This is a genomic window from Candidatus Limnocylindrales bacterium (genome assembly GCA_035571835.1).
In the GTDB taxonomy this organism is placed as follows: domain Bacteria; phylum Desulfobacterota; class Binatia; order UBA1149; family CAITLU01; genus DATNBU01.
This window is the reverse complement of sequence record DATNBU010000008.1, coordinates 1-16,513: the sequence shown is the minus strand read 5'-3', so window position 1 is coordinate 16,513 and position 16,513 is coordinate 1. Positions and strand designations below refer to the sequence as shown.

General features: G+C 65.4%; 14 protein-coding genes. 6 read left to right on the top strand and 8 right to left on the bottom strand.

The annotated features are described in order from the left end of the window. The first annotated feature begins 160 nt into the window (after nucleotides 1-160). A complete protein-coding gene (locus tag VN634_01835) occupies nucleotides 161-1,564 on the top strand; it encodes a sialate O-acetylesterase (protein ID HXC49601.1) in 1,404 nt (467 codons plus the stop codon). Between the two features lie 2 nt (nucleotides 1,565-1,566). Here the strand turns inward: VN634_01835 and VN634_01830 are convergent, their stop codons facing one another. Genes VN634_01830 through VN634_01810 form a run of 5 tightly spaced genes read right to left on the bottom strand, consistent with a single transcriptional unit; the run spans nucleotide 1,567 to nucleotide 5,916 of the window. Further along, complete coding sequence (locus tag VN634_01830; GenBank protein ID HXC49600.1) at nucleotides 1,567-1,992, bottom strand: hypothetical protein; 426 nt, start codon at nucleotides 1,990-1,992, stop codon at nucleotides 1,567-1,569. 48 nt (nucleotides 1,993-2,040) lie between these two features. Further along, the gene (locus VN634_01825; GenBank protein ID HXC49599.1) at nucleotides 2,041-2,877 is read right to left on the bottom strand and encodes a DUF2461 domain-containing protein; all 837 of its coding nucleotides are present in this window, start codon (nucleotides 2,875-2,877) and stop codon (nucleotides 2,041-2,043) included. An 11-nt stretch (nucleotides 2,878-2,888) separates the two neighbouring features. Then, nucleotides 2,889-4,439, bottom strand: coding sequence for a threonine ammonia-lyase, biosynthetic (gene ilvA, locus VN634_01820; GenBank protein HXC49598.1), 1,551 nt, complete (start codon nucleotides 4,437-4,439; stop codon nucleotides 2,889-2,891). Then, nucleotides 4,436-5,254, bottom strand: coding sequence for an N-acyl homoserine lactonase family protein (locus tag VN634_01815; GenBank protein HXC49597.1), 819 nt, complete (start codon nucleotides 5,252-5,254; stop codon nucleotides 4,436-4,438). Before VN634_01815 ends, ilvA begins: the two co-directional genes overlap by 4 nt. Continuing rightward, on the bottom strand, nucleotides 5,254-5,916 hold the full coding sequence (locus tag VN634_01810; GenBank protein HXC49596.1) for a DsbA family protein: 663 nt from the start codon (nucleotides 5,914-5,916) through the stop codon (nucleotides 5,254-5,256). Before VN634_01810 ends, VN634_01815 begins: the two co-directional genes overlap by 1 nt. Before the next feature lie 170 nt (nucleotides 5,917-6,086). On the opposite strand from VN634_01810, the gene VN634_01805 reads away from it, so the two are divergent. From VN634_01805 to VN634_01795, 3 genes are read left to right on the top strand one after another with little or no spacing between them, the layout of a single operon-like run. Beyond that, complete coding sequence (locus tag VN634_01805) at nucleotides 6,087-6,956, top strand: hypothetical protein (protein HXC49595.1); 870 nt, start codon at nucleotides 6,087-6,089, stop codon at nucleotides 6,954-6,956. Next, a complete protein-coding gene (locus VN634_01800; GenBank protein ID HXC49594.1) occupies nucleotides 6,953-7,987 on the top strand; it encodes a fatty acid desaturase family protein in 1,035 nt (344 codons plus the stop codon). The genes VN634_01805 and VN634_01800 overlap by 4 nt, the downstream gene beginning before the upstream one ends. A gap of 14 nt (nucleotides 7,988-8,001) precedes the next feature. Further along, nucleotides 8,002-9,336 carry an FAD-binding oxidoreductase gene (locus tag VN634_01795; protein HXC49593.1) on the top strand — a complete coding sequence of 445 codons (1,335 nt, stop codon included), beginning with the start codon at nucleotides 8,002-8,004 and terminating at the stop codon, nucleotides 9,334-9,336. A gap of 9 nt (nucleotides 9,337-9,345) precedes the next feature. Here VN634_01795 and VN634_01790 read toward each other — a convergent pair whose 3' ends face one another. From VN634_01790 to VN634_01780, 3 genes are read right to left on the bottom strand one after another with little or no spacing between them, the layout of a single operon-like run. Then, nucleotides 9,346-10,407, bottom strand: a complete 1,062-nt coding sequence (locus VN634_01790; protein ID HXC49592.1) for an NAD-dependent epimerase/dehydratase family protein — start codon at nucleotides 10,405-10,407, stop codon at nucleotides 9,346-9,348. Then, nucleotides 10,404-12,971 (bottom strand): FAD-dependent oxidoreductase, encoded by a 2,568-nt coding sequence (locus VN634_01785; protein HXC49591.1) that lies wholly within the window; start codon nucleotides 12,969-12,971, stop codon nucleotides 10,404-10,406. Before VN634_01785 ends, VN634_01790 begins: the two co-directional genes overlap by 4 nt. After that, on the bottom strand, nucleotides 12,968-13,402 hold the full coding sequence (locus tag VN634_01780; GenBank protein ID HXC49590.1) for a gluconate 2-dehydrogenase subunit 3 family protein: 435 nt from the start codon (nucleotides 13,400-13,402) through the stop codon (nucleotides 12,968-12,970). The genes VN634_01785 and VN634_01780 overlap by 4 nt, the downstream gene beginning before the upstream one ends. Before the next feature lie 236 nt (nucleotides 13,403-13,638). On the opposite strand from VN634_01780, the gene VN634_01775 reads away from it, so the two are divergent. Both VN634_01775 and VN634_01770 read left to right on the top strand, forming a co-directional pair. Continuing rightward, on the top strand, nucleotides 13,639-15,081 hold the full coding sequence (locus VN634_01775) for a UbiA family prenyltransferase (GenBank protein HXC49589.1): 1,443 nt from the start codon (nucleotides 13,639-13,641) through the stop codon (nucleotides 15,079-15,081). Between the two features lie 139 nt (nucleotides 15,082-15,220). Continuing rightward, on the top strand, nucleotides 15,221-16,513 hold a 1,293-nt coding region (locus VN634_01770), incomplete at its 3' end, for a hypothetical protein (protein HXC49588.1).

The following is a 16,513-nucleotide window of genomic DNA, read 5'->3' as shown; positions in this document are numbered from 1 at the left end:
TACGCGAACCTGCAGCAAACCCGGGCGAAAAACCGGATTGCCGGTTGACTGAGCGGGGTCCCGCCGGGATACAAGTGTGTTCCAGCCATGACCGGATCGTCGCGGTGTGGGACCGCAAGTGTCCGGCCGCGCTCAACAACGCATCCTCGGGGGATCGGACTTGAAACGCATTTTTACCGCTCATCGCGGGCTCTCGCTTCTGGCCGCGCTGTCACTCTTTTCCATTGCCACGCCGTCATCGGCCGTCGTGGAGATGATCAACGGGTACGACCACGGCCTGCCGATCAAGCTGTTCGACGAGCACATGGTCCTGCAGCGCGACGCGAACGATCCGGTGTGGGGCACGGCGGCTCCCGGCGAACACGTCACCGTCACCATCGCCTCCCAGACCAAAGAGACGGATGCGGCCCCGAACGGAACCTGGCGGGTCGTCCTCGATCCGGTTTCGGCCGGCGGGCCCTACGAGATGGTCGTTGCCGGAGCCAGCAATACGCTGACGTTCGGCGACATCCTGTTCGGCGACGTCTGGCTCATGGCCGGCCAGTCGAACCTGATGATCCACCGCCCGTTTCCGGGCGTGATGGCCGACAATCCCGATTCGCGCGTGTTCAAGCGCACGTGGTTCGACCGCGTCGGCGGCATCCCGTTCCACTTCGCAAGGTCGATGACCGAAGAGCTCGGCATTCCCGTTGCCGTGCTGCAATGCACCGCGCGCGGTTCGTCGGGCCTTGCCCGCACGTGGATCGCCCCGGAGGGAGCCGACCTGGGCGATCAGGTCATCGCCGACATCATTGCGACCGGGAACTTCGGGCAGAGCTACGAAGCCTCCGTCGTTCGCGACGAAGGTTTCAAGATCAAGGGATTCATCTGGTGGCAGGGCGAGAGCGATACGCGAAGCCGCAACGATCCGGGCGAAGAGTACGCCCACGTGCTGCCTGCCGTCGTCCAGTCGTGGCGGCACATGTGGCAGGACGACACGCTTCCGTTCCTTTTCATGATGGAGCCGGTCGGCGGCGGCATGCTTGCCGAGCAGACCGTGCCCGATCCGCTGCCGGATCCGAACTACACTCCGCAGCAGTCCGCGCACATGCGGCAGGCGTTCATCCGCGCGCTACGGATCCCGAACACGCAGGTCATCACCAACGCCGACCTGGTCGCCGGGCTGCACCCGAGAGATCGCGAGGGCTACCTGCAGCGCATCGTCGACGCGGTCATGGGCTTCGTCTACGGCGCGCCGATCATCTTCGCAGGTCCGACGTATCAGGGCATGTCGATCGAATCCGGGAACCATGTGCGGATCCGTTTCCGCCCCGGCACCGCGACCGGGCTGCAGGCTCGCGGCGGGCCGCTTCAGGGCTTCTCGATCTCGGGAGACGGCGTGACGTTCACGTGGGCGACGAATGCGCAGATCGAAGGAGAGGAGGTCGTCGTGTGGAGCGATGACGTTCCGTCACCGACGATCGTGCGTTACGGCTACCACAAGGAATACGGGTTCGCGAATCTTGCGAACGGCGCCGGCATGGGCGCACCGACGTTCACGACCGACGCAGAACCGTACGAGTAGACTCAGGCGTGAAGCAGAGATGCGGACTGCGGCCGCGTGCAATTGCCTCCGCGCAATTGCATGAGCAGCAGCCGCATCGGCTTCAGTGAACGGTCGAACGGGTTCAGCACCAACGCAAGGCTCTCCAGCGTCACTGCGCCGACCAGGGCCACGTCTCCCGCTTCTCCGAGGATGACCGGCGACGGAGCCTCGATCCCTTCGTAACAGAACCGGCAATCCGAAATTGCACGCGCGATGACCGTGCCGTCGGCGAGCGCGAACTCGCACGTGCGACTCGGTTTCAGGCCGAGCGCTTTCCAGTCCACCTCCGGCAGTAGCGACCAGACCGCACCCGAATCGACGAGCATGCGTACGGTGCGGCTGCGTCCGCGCGTGCCCTTGACGAGCATCGGCACGTGCACGAGTCCCATTGCGAAAGGTTCTGCCACCACCCCGGAATCAGGACAAGACTCGACAAGCCATAAACGGGCAACGCGTCAGTCGCCGCGATGGAACGGCAGCTCGACGGCCTCGGTCAGAAATTCCATGAACGGCGCCAGCGCCTCGAACGACTTCGCGACTTCGCGCACGAAGTCCTTCGACTGGATCACGTCGGGCTTCACCGTCTGGACTGCGAAAAAGCTCGTACGCTTGAGATCTTCGATGGCCGGATGGTCCGGATCGAAGCCCTGCGGCGGCCTCTTCAGGCTGTCGCCTTCGACGGCTCCGAAGCGGCGGCGGAACGCCGGCGCGCGCGTGATGCTGTTCCAGCGTTCGGGATCGGCCGCGATCGCCTCGCGCACCTGACGAAGCTGCGGTCCCGGCGGACGCCAGATGCCGCCGCCGAAGAAGACTTCCTTCGGCTCGAAGTGCACGTAAAAGCCGGGCGCGTGCGCGTCCTTGCCGGCTTCATGCCGGAACTGGCACGCAGCGTGTTCCTTGTAAGGCTTCGCCTCATGGAAGCGCATGTCGTTGTAGATGCGGAAGATCGAGCGCGTGTCCGCAACGAAACAGTCGGCGAACCTGCCGAGCGGCACGTCCATGGCGATGACGAACGAACGCAGCGGGGCCTGGATCGAATCGAGATAGCGCTGCTTGTTGGCGGCAAACCACGTCCGCTCGTTGTTCTTCGCGAGCTCGCGGAAGAACGCGAGGAAGTCTTTCGGGAACCCGGCGAACGGCGGCGCGGCGACGTTGCCTGCCTTTCGCGGCGCCGCCGGTTTGCCGGGCTTTCGCGGCGCGGCGGCCGCCGGCTGCAGCTTCTTCTGTTCTGACTTCTTCGCAGGCGTCCGGGCGGGCTTCTTCGAGGGTTTGTGTGCCGGCTTCGCGGGCATCGTCGCTTCTCCTATTTCCCCTGGTTCGTATGGTCGGTATCGCCGCGCGCGAACAGCCGGTAGGCGGGATTTCGTGTCTCCTCGAAATACTCGAATCCGAGATCGTCGAGGCGACGCCGGAACGCCTCGTGGCTGCCCGCCGCGCCGACCTGCACGCCGACCAGCACGCGGCCGTAGTCCGCGCCGTGATTGCGATAGTGAAAGAGCGAGATGTTGCAGCCCTGGCTGACGGCCTCGAGGAAGCGCGCGAGCGCGCCGGGCCGCTCCGGGAACTCGAAACGATAGAGGACTTCGTCGGGCACCACGGCGCGGCCTCCGACCATGTGACGGATGTGCAGCTTGCTCGTCTCGTCGTCGGAAAGATCGAGCGCCGGCAGGCCGGCGCGATGCAGCATCGCGACCAGCGCGGATCGTTCGCTGCCGTCGCTGATCTCGACACCGACGAACACGTGGGCCTCGCCGGGATCCGAGAACCGGTAGTTGAACTCGGTGATGCGGCGTTTGCCGAGCAGCGTGCAGAACGCACGGAAGCTGCCGGGCTTTTCCGGAATCGTCACGGCGAACAGCGCCTCGCGCTGCTCGCCGACGTCGGCGCGCTCGGCGACGTGGCGGAGCCGGTCGAAGTTCATGTTCGCGCCCGACGCAATCGCGACGAGGCGCCGTCCGCGCACGCCTTCGCGATCCGCCCACACCTTGAGCCCGGCAATCGAAAGCGCACCGGCGGGCTCGAGCACCGTGCGCGTGTCCTCGAATACGTCCTTGATCGCAGCGCAGATCGCATCGTTGCCGACGACGACCACATCGTCGAGGACTTCGCGGCAGATCCGGAACGTCTCTTCGCCGACCTGGCGCACGGCGACGCCGTCGGCGAACAGGCCGACCTGGTCGAGCACGACCCGCTTTCCTTCGCGGATCGAGCGCGCCATCGAATCCGCATCGTCGGGCTCGACGCCGATCACGCGCACGTCGGGCCGCAGGCGCTTGACGACGGCACCGACGCCGGCCGCGAGGCCGCCGCCGCCGATCGGAATGAACACGGCATCGAGACGCCGTCCGGCTTGGCGAAGGATCTCGAGCCCGATCGTTCCCTGACCGGCGATCACGTCGGGATCGTCGTACGGATGCACGAACGTGAGTCCGCGCTCGGTGGCCATCACGAGCGCATGGGCAGCGGCGTCTGCATACGTCTCACCGACGAGCTCGGCATTCGCGCCGCGTGCGCGCACGGCGTCGATCTTGATCGTCGGCGTCGTCACCGGCATCACGATCCACGCCGGGCATCCGAGCCGCTGCGCAGCCAGCGCAACGCCCTGCGCATGATTTCCTGCCGACGCGGCAACCACGCCGCGCGCGAGCGCCTCGGGCGAAAGCCGCACCATCTTGTTGTACGCGCCGCGAACCTTGAACGAGAAGACCGGCTGCGTGTCCTCGCGCTTGAGCAGGACTTCGGAGCCGGCGCGCACCGACAGCCTGGTCAGAGGCTCGAGCGCGGTCTCGATCGCGACGTCGTAGACGGCCGCGTTCAGGCTGCGCTCGAGGTAGTCGGAGAGCGAAGCGCTCATGCCACTCGGAAATCCAGCGGCGCCTGCACGACGGTCGCCCAGTTTTCGGGGTCGTGGCCGTAGACCATCGTCGCGCCGGCCGCGCGCAGCGCCGCGAGCTTCTCGAGCGACGCGGTCATCTGCCGCTTGCTGAAGACCACGCTCGGCAGCATCATCTCGTCGAGGTTGCGCTTGAGATAACAGGCGTCCGAGCACAGCACGACGTCCGTGCCGTCGTCCATGCGGATGCGCAGCGACTGATGTCCCGGCGTATGCCCGTGCGTCGGAATGCAGACGACGCGACCGTCGCCGAACACGTCGTGCTCGCCGTCGACGAGCTCGACGTCGTGGCCGAGGTCGTAGTCCTTGCGATCGAAGCCGCAGCGCGCGGCAAGATCGGCGTCGCCGCCGGCTTCCCACTCGCGGCGCTGCACGACGAGGCGCGCATTGGGCAGCAGCTCGACGCCGCCGGCGTGATCGAAGTGCAGGTGCGAAAGAATCACGCGGTCGACGCGCGCGGCGTCGACGTCGAGCGCCGCCAGGCGCGACGCGACGTTCTCGTCCTCGCCGAAGAACACGTCGAACATCGGCGACAGCGCGCCGAGACGCGTGTCGGGGTCGGTGCCGGCCGCCGGATGCATGCCGGTATCGAACAGCACGCGGCCTTTCGGATGGTCGATCAGGAATGCCGGCACGGGCACCTTGACGCGGCCTGGAGCTCCCGCGACGAATCCGGCCATGTCGCTTGCCAGCCAGCCGCACGAAAATGCGTAAACATGCATGCGGTCGGATCCGTGCGCCCTCGTCGCCTTGCTCGCACTGTCGGACATCTCCATCACGCTTCTCCTTTTCCGTTGCTGGTGCCGCTGCCGGGCAGTCCGGCACCGGATGCGGTGTTCGCACCGGCATCCGGCCGCAGCAACCCAGCCTCGGCGAGCCGCTCCTCGAGCAGCGGCATCCGGTCGTGGCCCCAGAACGGCTCGCCGCGAAACACGAAGATCGGAACGCCGAAGATGTGGTCGCCCGCAGCCTCCTGCTGGCAGGCCTCGAACTCGGCGGGCCCGCTGCCGGCGAGATACTCGCGATACCCGGCGCCGCTCTGGCCGAGCTCGTCGATCAGCGCAGCCACGTCGTCCGGCCGATCGATCTCGAGCCGTCGGTCAAAGAACCGGGAGTAAACCTCGTCGGTGTAGCGGCGGAAGAAACCGTGGCGCATCGCGAAGAGGCCGCCGATCAGCGACGGCACCGAGTCGTAGATCTTGAGCGGCCCCTTGATCGGGAACCCTCCGCGGCGATTCGCCCAGCGCCGCGCGTCCAGGTACGAGTAGCGCGCCTTGTACTCGGAATAGATGCTGCGCTCGCCCTTGCCCTTGATCCTCAGGATGAACGGGATCCAGCGCACGGCCAGCTCGAAGCGATTTGCCAGCTCGAACGCAGGATCCTTTGCGAGATAGGCAAATGGACTCTTGTAATCAAAGTATAACTTTACCTCTTCCACGGATCCCTCCGGCGGCGCGGGAGTACAGCAGAGGTCGATCGGAGAGAAAACCGGCACGCTCCGGGATCGCGTAGAATCCTCGCTCCACAGGGCCGGCGTGAGTTCGTTTCTCCCGTCCCAATGTTACGAACCCTTGACCAGCAGTTAGCAGTTTCGTAAGGTTCGGCCACGTGAAACCGCGGCCGAAAAGCGTTGTCCTCGACCTGCTCTCGACCCTGCGAGGGCGCTCGGCACCGGTACGCTTCCTCGTCGCCGCCGCCGAGATCTTCGACATCGATTCCAATGCAACGCGGGTCGCGATCACGCGCCTGCTTTCCTGCGGGTTGATCGAGCGTGACGAGCGCGGCGCGTACCGAACCGGCGCCGCCGCCGCTCCGATCCTTCGCCGCCTCACCTCCTGGCGCAGCATCGAGAAGCGCACGCGCGACTGGGACGGCACGTGGATCGGCGCAACGCCCGATGCCTGCTGCTGCTCGAAGGATGCCCGGGCTGCCAGCGTGCGCGCGCTCGAGTTCACCGGAATGCGCGAGTTCTCGAACGGCCTGTGGATCCGGCCGGACAACCTGGACGGCGGCCTCGTGGCCGCACGGGAAGCGCTGCAGGGTCTGCGCCTTCCCGAAGGATGCCCGGTCTTCCGGATCGAAGACTTCGACGAAGCCGGCGAAGCCCGCGCCCGCGCGCTGTGGGACGCCCGCCGGATCTGCGAATCCTACCGCTCGCTCGCCGAAGAGCTCGAAAAGAGCGCCGCCGCGCTCCCCGGCATGGACGAGCGCCGTGCGATGTCCGAAAGCTTTCTGCTCGGCGGCGAGGCCATCCGCCGCATCGTTCTCGATCCTCTTCTTCCCGACGCGATCGTCCCGACCGGTGAGCGCGACGCGCTGATCCGCGTGATGAGCGCGTACGACGAAGTCGGGCGGCGCTGCTGGGCGCCGTTCCTCAACCGTTTCGGGGTGCTCGTCACCGAATCCCCGATGGACCGGCAGATCTGGCGAAGCGCCGCTGCCGTCAGCTATGTCACGCGCTCCGGAGAACCGTCATGACAACTTTGTTGCGGCCAGCAGCCCTGCAGCCGACTGCCGACGATACGGCGAGCCCGAACGAATCCACGACGACGAGCGACGGCGCGCGCGTCGAACGCACTGTCGCCGCCGAGCGCTGGCTCGACCGCTTCACGCGCGCCGAGATCGTCGAGCTGCTTCAGTTCGAAGACCGGCATTCGTGGGCCGCGTTCGCGGTCAACTGGGGCCTGGTCTTCGCGTCGATGGCGCTGGTTGCGCGCTGGCCGAATCCGCTGACGATCGTCTTCGCGCTGTTCGTGATTGCCGGCCGCCAGCTCGGCATGTCGATCCTGATGCACGAGGCCTCGCACCGCACGCTGTTCAAGGACCGTCGGCTGAACGACTTCATGGGAAACTGGCTGGCCGCTTATCCGGTCTGGTCCGATCTTGCGCCGTATCGCCCGTACCATCTCAAGCACCACGCCAAGAACTGGTCCAAGGACGATCCCGACCTCGACCTCGCGACGCCGTTTCCGATCACGCGCGCGAGCCTCCGGCGCAAGATCTGGCGGGATCTTTCCGGACAGACCGGATGGAAGAGGTTCAAGGCGCTGCTGCGGCGCGACCTTGGAATGAGCGCCGGAAAGAGCAAGCGCCAGGCGACGAGCGCAAGCGAAGCCCTGCGCGGAGTCATCGTCAGCAACCTCGTGCTGCTGGCGATCCTCACGGCCTTCGGGCATCCGGCGCTGTATCTTCTGTGGTTCGGAGCGTGGATGACGACGTACAGCCTGGTGCTTCGCATCCGCGCGATCGCCGAGCATGCGATGCCGAAGGACCCATCTGATCCTTTTCACAATGCGCGCACGACCATGGCGAGCTGGTGGGAACGTTTGTTTCTGGCACCGAACTACGTCAATTTTCACCTGGAACATCACCTGCTGATGACCGTACCGCACTACAAATTGCCGACGTTTCACCGCATGCTTCGCGATCGTGGCCTGCTCGCCAACGCGAACGTTGCGCACGGCTATCTCGGCGTCCTGCGGGTCGCTTCTTCGAAGGCCGAAACCTGAACAACAGCGTCAAGATGCTCAGCGGCTGGGGTCGCTACCCTGTCGCGAGCGCCACCGAGCTCGAAGATCCCGACCTCGAAAAAATTACCGACGGGGCCGTGCTGACGCGCGGCCTCGGACGTTCGTACGGCGATGCATCGCTGCCACCGGCGGGCCGCGGACCGGTTGCATCGAGCCTTCGTGCCGATCGAGTCCTCTCGTTCGACGAACGCTCCGGCGTGCTGCGCGCCGAGGCCGGCCTTCGCCTGGACCGCCTCATCGAGATGTTCCTTCCGCGCGGCTTCTTTGTTCCGGTCACTCCCGGCACGCGCTACGTGACCCTCGGAGGCATGGTTGCCGCCGACGTGCACGGCAAGAACCATCACGCTGCGGGCACCATCGGCGCGCACGTGCGGTCGATTCGCATGCGGTTTCCCGACGGCCGCGTCGAGGACGTCACGGGAGAGACGCATCCGGAGATCTTCTGGGCAACTCTCGGCGGAATGGGGCTTACCGGTCACATCCTCGACGTGACGCTGGTTCTCGAGCGTGTGCCGTCGAGCTCGATCATCGGCACCTCGCGGACGTTCGTCGACCTCGAGTCACTGATCGATGCGCTCGAGGATGCGAGCCACCGATGGCCGTTCACGGTCGCGTGGTCGGACCTGATGGCGCGAGGCGGGTCCTTCGGTCGCGGCATCCTGTTCTACGGCCGCTGGGCAAGCCCTGAGCAAGCGGCTCTGATTCACCACCGGGAGCTGCCGCGTGTCGTGGTTCCGCGCCGGGTGCCCGCCACGTTTCTGAGCAACGCGACGATCCGCGCCTACAATGCGCTCCGCTACAATCTCGCGCGCCAGTCGCACGCGCGCGATGGCGCGGACGGCACCGTCGGCAGCGCGTTGTCGTTCTTCTATCCGCTCGACATCGTGGAGAACTGGAATGTGCTCTACGGGCGCGGCGGGCTGACGCAGTATCAATGCGTGCTGCCGCGCGACGCAACGATGCGCAGCTACCGCCGGATCGTCGACATCGCCGGTAGCGGAGGCCCGGGCCCGTTCCTGGCGGTGATCAAGGATTACGGCGCCGAGGGCAAAGGCATGCTGTCGTTTCCGATGCCTGGCATTTCCTTTGCGCTCGACTTCCCGATCCACGCCGGGACGGCGGCGCTCGTTTCGCGTCTGAACGAAGCGGTGATCGATGCGGGCGGCCGCATCTATCTGGCGAAGGATGCCTTCACGACCGCCGAACAGTTCGCACGAATGGAGTCGAGACTGGAGCGCTTCCTCGATGTGCGCCGCCGGATCGATCCGGACGGCACGATCGCGAGCGGTCTTTCCCAGCGCCTGTTTCCCGACCGACGCGCTAGCTGAACCGCTGCCTCACGAAAAACGGCGCAGGATCGCGAGCACGCCCTGCTTGATCGCCGACTTGTGCGGCGACGCGGTGCTGTCGGCGAGCACTTCGGCTTTGTGCCGGATGTACCAGTCGTAAGACTCGCAGATCATCTCTTCGTTCGACCACCGCGACTTCCAGTCGAGCTCGCGCTGCGCGCGGCTGGTGTCGAACCACAGGCTGCGTCCGTACATCATCGAATGATACGGTCCGAGAGGCGACAGCCCGAGCATGCTCGTCACCTGCATCGCGGCCACCGCGAGCCCCATCGGTACCGAATAGACCTTGCTGCCGGTGCCTGCGTGGCGGCAGAGCGCCTCCAGGATCTCGCGCATCGTTCCGAAACGTTCGGCTCCGATGTTGTAGACCGCAAAGCCCGGCCGTCCGCCCGCGCGGATGCAGGCGTCGGCAAGGTCATCGGCGTGCACGAACTGGTAGAGGTTGTCGCCCTTGCCGAGGACCGGAATGTTGCGGCCTTCCTCGATCCAGTTGAACAGGATCTGGAAAATGCCGAGGCGGCCGTGGCCGACGATCGTGCGCGGGCGAATGATCGTCGCGTCGATGCCGTGCTCGGCCACGTGACGGCGCACGAGATTCTCGGCCGCGAGCTTGGCCTTGCCGTACTGCTCCATCGGCGTCGGTTCGGTCGACTCGTCGACGGGATTTTTCTTCGGCACGCCGAATATCGCGCTCGACGACGTGTTGACGATCTTCGCGACGCCGGCCGTGCGCGCCGCGTTCAGCAGATTCTCGGTGCCGCCGAAATTGACGGACCAGAACGCCTCGCGGTCCTTGGCGAGCGGCACCTGCGCAACGTTATGGTAGACGACGTCGACGTCTTCGCAGGCCCGTGCGATCGCACCCGTGTCGCGAATGTCGCCCTGGATGAATTCGACCGACGCGGGCCGGTCCTCGACGTCGACGAGATCGAACACGCGCACCGTCTCGCCACGCTCGACCAGACGGTCGCGCAGAAGGCAGCCGAAGTAACCGGAGCCTCCGGTGATGAGCGACAGGCGAGCCCTTGATGGTTGTTTGTCCTGGTTCATATCCGTTGGCCGTTGGCGAGGCACCACTCGATCGACGCACGCATGCCGCCCTGCAGCTCGTAATTCGGCTCGTATCCGAGCTCGGCACGCGCCTTGTCGATCGAGCAGGCAATCGACTGGTGCATCTCGCCGAGCACGTGAAATTTCTGATGGTAAAGCCCGACGCTCTGCAGAGCTGCGTCGATGACGCGCGCAGTTTCCCCGACGATGGCGGGAAGGCGGACCTGCGATCCCTTGCAGTGGAAGCCGAACGACTCGAGGACTTCGGTCACGGTCGCGACGACCTCGTTGATCGAGTACGGGCGCGCATCCGCGATCCAGTACGTTTCGCCGTTCGCCTTCGGGCTGGACGCGGCGAGCAGCAGGCCCTGGCAGATGTTGTCGACGTAGGCCATCGAGCGCTTCTGATTGCCGTCGCCGAGAATCGGGAACCGTCCGTCCTTGATCATCGTGAAGAACAGCGTCTGACGCGGCGGCTGGTGCGGCCCGTAAAACCACGGCGGCCGGATGATGACCGTCTCCATCCGGCCGCTCGCCTGCACGTCGTGCACGAGAGCCTCGGCACGGGCCTTGGAACGGCCGTAGCCCATGTACGGATTGTACGGTGATCGCTCGTCGAACAGGTGATCCGGAGACGGATTGCAGCCGATCGGCGAATTGGACGAGACGACGACCACGCGCCGCACGCCGGCTTCCTGTGCCGCAGCAAGAAGATTGCGCGTGCCTTCGAAGTTGACGCGATCGAAGTCGCGAACGAAGCGCTCGGGATGAATGAGCCCTGCCGAATGGAACAGCGTTCCGCCTTCGGCGCCGCGGCAGAACTCGCGCAGCGACGCAGGATCGGTGAGGTCGCCGGCCGCGATCTCGAGGTTGTCCGAAAGTCCGGCGAGTGACGACGGGTCGTCGGACGGTCGCACCAGACAGCGCACCGTGCGCTCTGCCGGGCCCGCCAGGTTCGCGCTGCCCGGCGACTGCGCAGCCGACGAATCGTCCATGCCGCGGACAAGGACCTCGACCAGGCGCGTGCCGAGCCAGCCGGGCGCGCCGGTGACGAGCACGTCGGCACGACCCGGAGGTTTTGCGACCGTGCGCGGCATCGTCCTCTGCTTTGCTTCCATGAAGTGCTCCGCGTTGCGGAACGCAATCGCCATCGTCGTGCCCTGCGGGTTGACGCCCGGTGCATCGGGAATCAGGCTGGCGTCGTTGACGAAGAGATTGCGGAATCCGTACACTTTTCCATACGAGTCGGTCGCACAAATGTCGAGATTCTCACCCATCGGACACGTGCTGAACGCGTGCACGTTCGAAAGACTCATCGACGTGATGGGAATCTGCTGCTGGCCGAGCCCGCGACACTCGTCGGCCGAGTGCAGGATCGGTGAGCCGGCGACGGACGGATACACCGCCTTCGCGCCCGCAGCGAACAGGAGCTCACCGAGCCTTGCGAGACCTGTCGTGAGATTGCGCTCGTCGGCCGCCGACGGTTCGTAGCGAATGACGACTCCGTCCTCGACGCCGGGCACCGCGCGAATCGACCCGCGTCCCATGCTGCGCGTCGTCGCGTAGTAGAGCGCCATGCGTGTCCAGTCCTGCATGGCGTGCTGATACGGTGTCCAGTTGTCCGACAGCGTCATCGCGAGAAAACCAGGGCTGAACACCGCGCCGCCGAGCGAGATCGTCGGCCAGAACTCCTTGACCTGGTAGACCGGCAGCGCGGCGTCGTGGGCCTCGACCTCTTCGTCGAACAGCGCGGCCGCCTTGATCATCGGATGAATGCAGAGCCTGTCGCCGACGTTTTTCCGGATTCCGCTGCGCCGGAGCAGTGCCGGCGTCTGAATCGCACCGCAGCACAGAAAGACGGCGTCGGCGCGTACTTCGAAGCGCCGCCGGGTGCCGTCGGTATTCTGCGTGACCTCCACGCCGCGCACGTATCCGTTCTCGTGGACGATTCGCGTCGCCTTGCAGTCGGCAAGCAGGCGCGCTCCGGCCGCGATCGCTCGTGGAATGTACGTGCGCTGCATCGACTGCTTCGCGCCCGGAGCGAACTGGCTGCCGGACTCCTTCTGGCAGCGCGGCACCTCGACGTACTTCCAGCCGAGTCGCTCGGCGCCTTCACGAAACAGCACGGAGCTGCGCGGAATCTGTTCCGGCCGCATGTGGGAAACCGACAGGTCCGCTTCTATGCGCTCGAAGTACGGCGTCATGATCTCCGCCGTGAAATCGGCAAGCAGCTCGTTGGCTTTCCACCGCAGGTACGTGTCTTCCGGCAGACGGTGCCAGAAGCCGCTGTTGATCTCGGTCGACCCGCCGACGCAGCGTCCTTCGACGAATGCGGTCGACTGGCGGCCAAGCATCGGCGTCATTCCACCGTTGCGATAGAGAAGCGAGATGGCGTCCGTCGAGTTGGACGCGATACGCGAGGTATCTACGTTCGGGCCTTCCTCCAGGATCAGCACTTCGCAGCCGGCTTCGGCCAGGGCGGTCGCCGTCGCAGCGCCGCCCGCGCCCGAGCCCACGATGAGGATCTGCGTCGTCATCGCGGCGCCTGCATCGCTTCGCTTCATGCGGGTTCTCCGATGCTTTCCCGGGAACCTTCTCCGCCGGCTTCGGCTTCCAATGCCTCGAGCAGGAGCGGGTGGTCGTAGTACGCAAGCAACGCGCAACCGCGAATGAGCTTGACGAAGTTCCGCATCGCGCCCACCGGCGAGTCGCTCCAGAGCGCGATCCAGGCGGCTTGCCTGGCCGCGTCGAGCGCCGTGAACGGCCGGCCCCACCGGACGACGGCGAGCCATTCAAAACCGCTCAGCGCCATTTTGTATGGAGGTCGCAGGAAATCCGGCAGTGCCTCGATCTGCGATGCGACGAACCGGGTGACATCGGCGAAGACGACCGTGCGCTTGCCGGAATCGAGCGGCGGGAATGTCGGAGTGATGGACTCGACAATTCTCGCGACGGTGGCTTTGTGTCGCGCGCCGAGCCGGCGTGGTGCAGTCATCGACCCTGGTACTTCGCTGCTCGAGTTAATCGGGCGCGCCGGTTCGAGCGCGATCGAAGCGAATAGCTACCACAGGAGATAGCAGGATTCGATCGCACTGCGGTGCCGATGCCGGTGGTTGCGGGCCCGATTGACGCGCCGGGCAATGAGGACGCCGGCTTGCGGCACGGAGAAATCGTCGGTAAAGCGTGGCTGACCCGATTCCCACCTTGCGGTCCGCATCGAGCGCTTTGGCAATGATTTCACGCCCCATCTCGACCTCCGCCGAGCCGCCGCTCTGTGTCGACATGGACGGAACGCTCGTCAGGACAGACACACTGTTTGAGTCCGTCCTTCTTCTGCTCAAGGCGAATCCGCTCCTGATCGCGGCGTTGCCGATCTGGCTGGCCGGAGGCAAGGCCAACCTGAAGCGCCAGATCTCGAGAAGAGTCGAGCTCGACCCTTCGACACTTCCGTATCATCAGGAGTTCGTCGCCTTCCTGCGCGACGAGCATGCCGCGGGTCGCAGGATCGTGCTCGTATCTGCGGCCGACGAGGCCATCGTGCGGCCCGTCGCAGACTACGTCGGCGTATTCCACGAGGTCATTGCGAGCAACGGCACGAACAACCTGAAGGGCGCAAACAAGCGCGCCGAGCTCTGCGAACGCTTCGGCGCCGGCGGCTACGATTATGCAGGCGACCATGTTGCGGACCTCGACGTCTGGTCGAGCGCGCGCAACGCAATCGTCGTCAGCTCCGACGCTCGCCTTGCCGGTCGCGCCGGCGAGCGCGTCACGCGCACATTCCCGTCGCCGCCGTGGAGCTTTCGCACGCTGGCACGCGCGCTGCGAGTTCAGCAGTGGGTCAAGAACCTGCTCGTCTTCGTTGCGCTGCTGATGGCACCGGAAGCGCGCGATCCGGAACTTTTCGTGAACGCATTCCTTGCATTCGTCGCATTCAACCTGTGCGCGTCCTCGGTCTACCTCGCCAACGATCTGCTCGATCTGGCGGCCGACCGCAGGCATGCCACGAAGTGCAGGAGACCGTTCGCCTCGGGCGACCTTCCGCTGGTGGCCGGATTCGCCATGGGGCCCGTCTGCCTGCTTTCCGGCCTCGCTGTGGCTGCGCTGCTGCCGCCGTCGTTCCTGGTGGTGCTGCTGATCTACCTCGCCGCCACGACGGCGTACTCGTTTCGTTTGAAGCACGTGCCGCTCATCGATGTGCTCCTGCTCGCCATGTTGTACACGGGACGCGTCATCGCGGGCGGCGCGGCGACCGGAATCGTTCCGTCTCCATGGCTTCTCGGGTTCTCGCTGTTCTTTTTTCTGAGCCTGGCGTTCGTCAAGCGCTACTCGGAGCTCTACGGAGTACGGCAACAGCAGCAGCCGGACGGGCTGAAGGTGCGCGGCTATTACCATTCGGACCTGGAGCTGATCGCAACCAACGGCGCCGTCAGCGGCTATATTTCGGTGCTGGTTGCCGCCCTCTACATCAACAGCGACCGCGTCGTCGGACTTTACGCGCATCCCGCGGCGCTCTGGCTCATCTGTCCGATGCTGCTCTACTGGATCAGCCGCATCTGGCTGCTCGCGCATCGCGGCGTGCTGAAAGACGATCCAGTGCTCTTCGCCATCAAGGATCCGTCCAGTTATGTCGTAGGCGCGACCATCGCAGTTCTGCTGCTTGCCGCTCGCCTGTAACCGCGTCCTGCGAGAACCTGGATGCCACGGCGTCGATTGTGGACCCCCGGATGCACGGGTATGAATCCGATATGGATTTCTTAGCGCCCGGGCAGGATCCGTCGTGACGCCCGGAAGCGATCGCGTCAAAGAATTTGCGATGCTCGGCCTGCTGGCGGCCGTCGTCGTAACGTTCGCGACCGGACTGGCCGGCCGCAACGCATTCCCGTCCTTCGACGTATACGCAGCGCACTATCCCAACATCCTCTATGCGCTCAACGCGCTCCGCGACGGGCATGGCCTGCTCTGGAACGCATTGCAGAATTGCGGCCAGCCGTTTCTCCCGAGCACCCTGCTCGGGATGTTCTATCCGCTCAACTGGCCTCTTTTCTTCATCGACCTCGATTTCGGGTTTCGCCTGCTCGCCGTCGTTCACATGGCGATCGGCGCGGTCGGAGCCTATCTGTTATGCCGGCAGCTGGGTGCTGGCCGCGTCGGAGCACTGGTCGGCGGTCTGTGCTTCGGAGTCGGTGGGCCGATGGTGGAGCTGGCCATGTGGCAATCCACCAACATCCTCGGGATCTACGTCTGGACACCGTGGGCACTCTGGCGGTGCGAACGCATCCTCGCCGCTCCGACTGTCGGAAATGGTGTCGTGCTCGGCCTCGTACTGACGCTGCAACTCTTCGGCGCATACCCGCAGATCCTGTTGTTCACTTGCCAGGTCATCGGCCTTCGGGTGCTGTGGGAGCTCGCCACCGGTCACCTGACGCGGCCGCTGCGCACGTTCGGGGTGCTGGCGCTCGCCGTAACGATCTGCGTCTGTCTCGGCGCGATTCAACTGCTTCCGATGGCAGAATTCGCTCACTTCTCGGTTCGCAGCGGACCGCTGGAGAACGCGGATATACGAGTCGAGAAGTGGGACTGGCCCATCTTTCGCGACCATGTCACCCGGCAGGTCACGGGCCGCGGCACCCCGATCCCGCTGCTGCCTCTTGGACTGCTCGTGGCGGTCGTTGCATCGCGTCAGCGCCGAATGGGCTTGTTCTACGCGCTGGTGGCCATGCTGTATCTCGCGCTGAACTTCGACAACTTTCTGTATACCGCCTACCAGGCGCTGCCGGCGGGGAAGTTATTCCGCGAGCCCAACCGTTTTATCTGGGTGTCGAGCTTCGCCGGCAGCATTGCCGCAGGGCTCGGCGTGGGCGCACTCGTCGACGCGCCTCCCGGGAAGTGGAGCCGATTGACGGCGTTCGTCGCAATCGGGATCGGCGTGGCCGCGCTGCACATGGTGACACTCACCGGCCTGCGGGTATGGGAGTGGCAGCTCGCCGGTGCGATCGGCGCGGTCGCCGCCGTCTCCATGCTGCCCGCCGGCGCACGGATCGCCGCAACGATCCTGCCCGTACTCGTGCTCGTGAACCTGGTCGCCGTGAACTCCACACCGTTCCTC

Coding starts and splice junctions, on each gene's coding strand:
- VN634_01785 (HXC49591.1), bottom strand. CDS start 12,971: ATGAAGCGAAGCGATGCAGGCGCCGCGATGACGACGCAGATCCTCATC.
- VN634_01780 (HXC49590.1), bottom strand. CDS start 13,402: ATGACTGCACCACGCCGGCTCGGCGCGCGACACAAAGCCACCGTCGCG.
- VN634_01825 (HXC49599.1), bottom strand. CDS start 2,877: ATGCCCGCGAAGCCGGCACACAAACCCTCGAAGAAGCCCGCCCGGACG.
- VN634_01800 (HXC49594.1), top strand. CDS start 6,953: ATGACAACTTTGTTGCGGCCAGCAGCCCTGCAGCCGACTGCCGACGAT.
- VN634_01815 (HXC49597.1), bottom strand. CDS start 5,254: ATGGAGATGTCCGACAGTGCGAGCAAGGCGACGAGGGCGCACGGATCC.
- VN634_01775 (HXC49589.1), top strand. CDS start 13,639: ATGATTTCACGCCCCATCTCGACCTCCGCCGAGCCGCCGCTCTGTGTC.
- ilvA (HXC49598.1), bottom strand. CDS start 4,439: ATGAGCGCTTCGCTCTCCGACTACCTCGAGCGCAGCCTGAACGCGGCC.
- VN634_01790 (HXC49592.1), bottom strand. CDS start 10,407: ATGAACCAGGACAAACAACCATCAAGGGCTCGCCTGTCGCTCATCACC.
- VN634_01795 (HXC49593.1), top strand. CDS start 8,002: ATGCTCAGCGGCTGGGGTCGCTACCCTGTCGCGAGCGCCACCGAGCTC.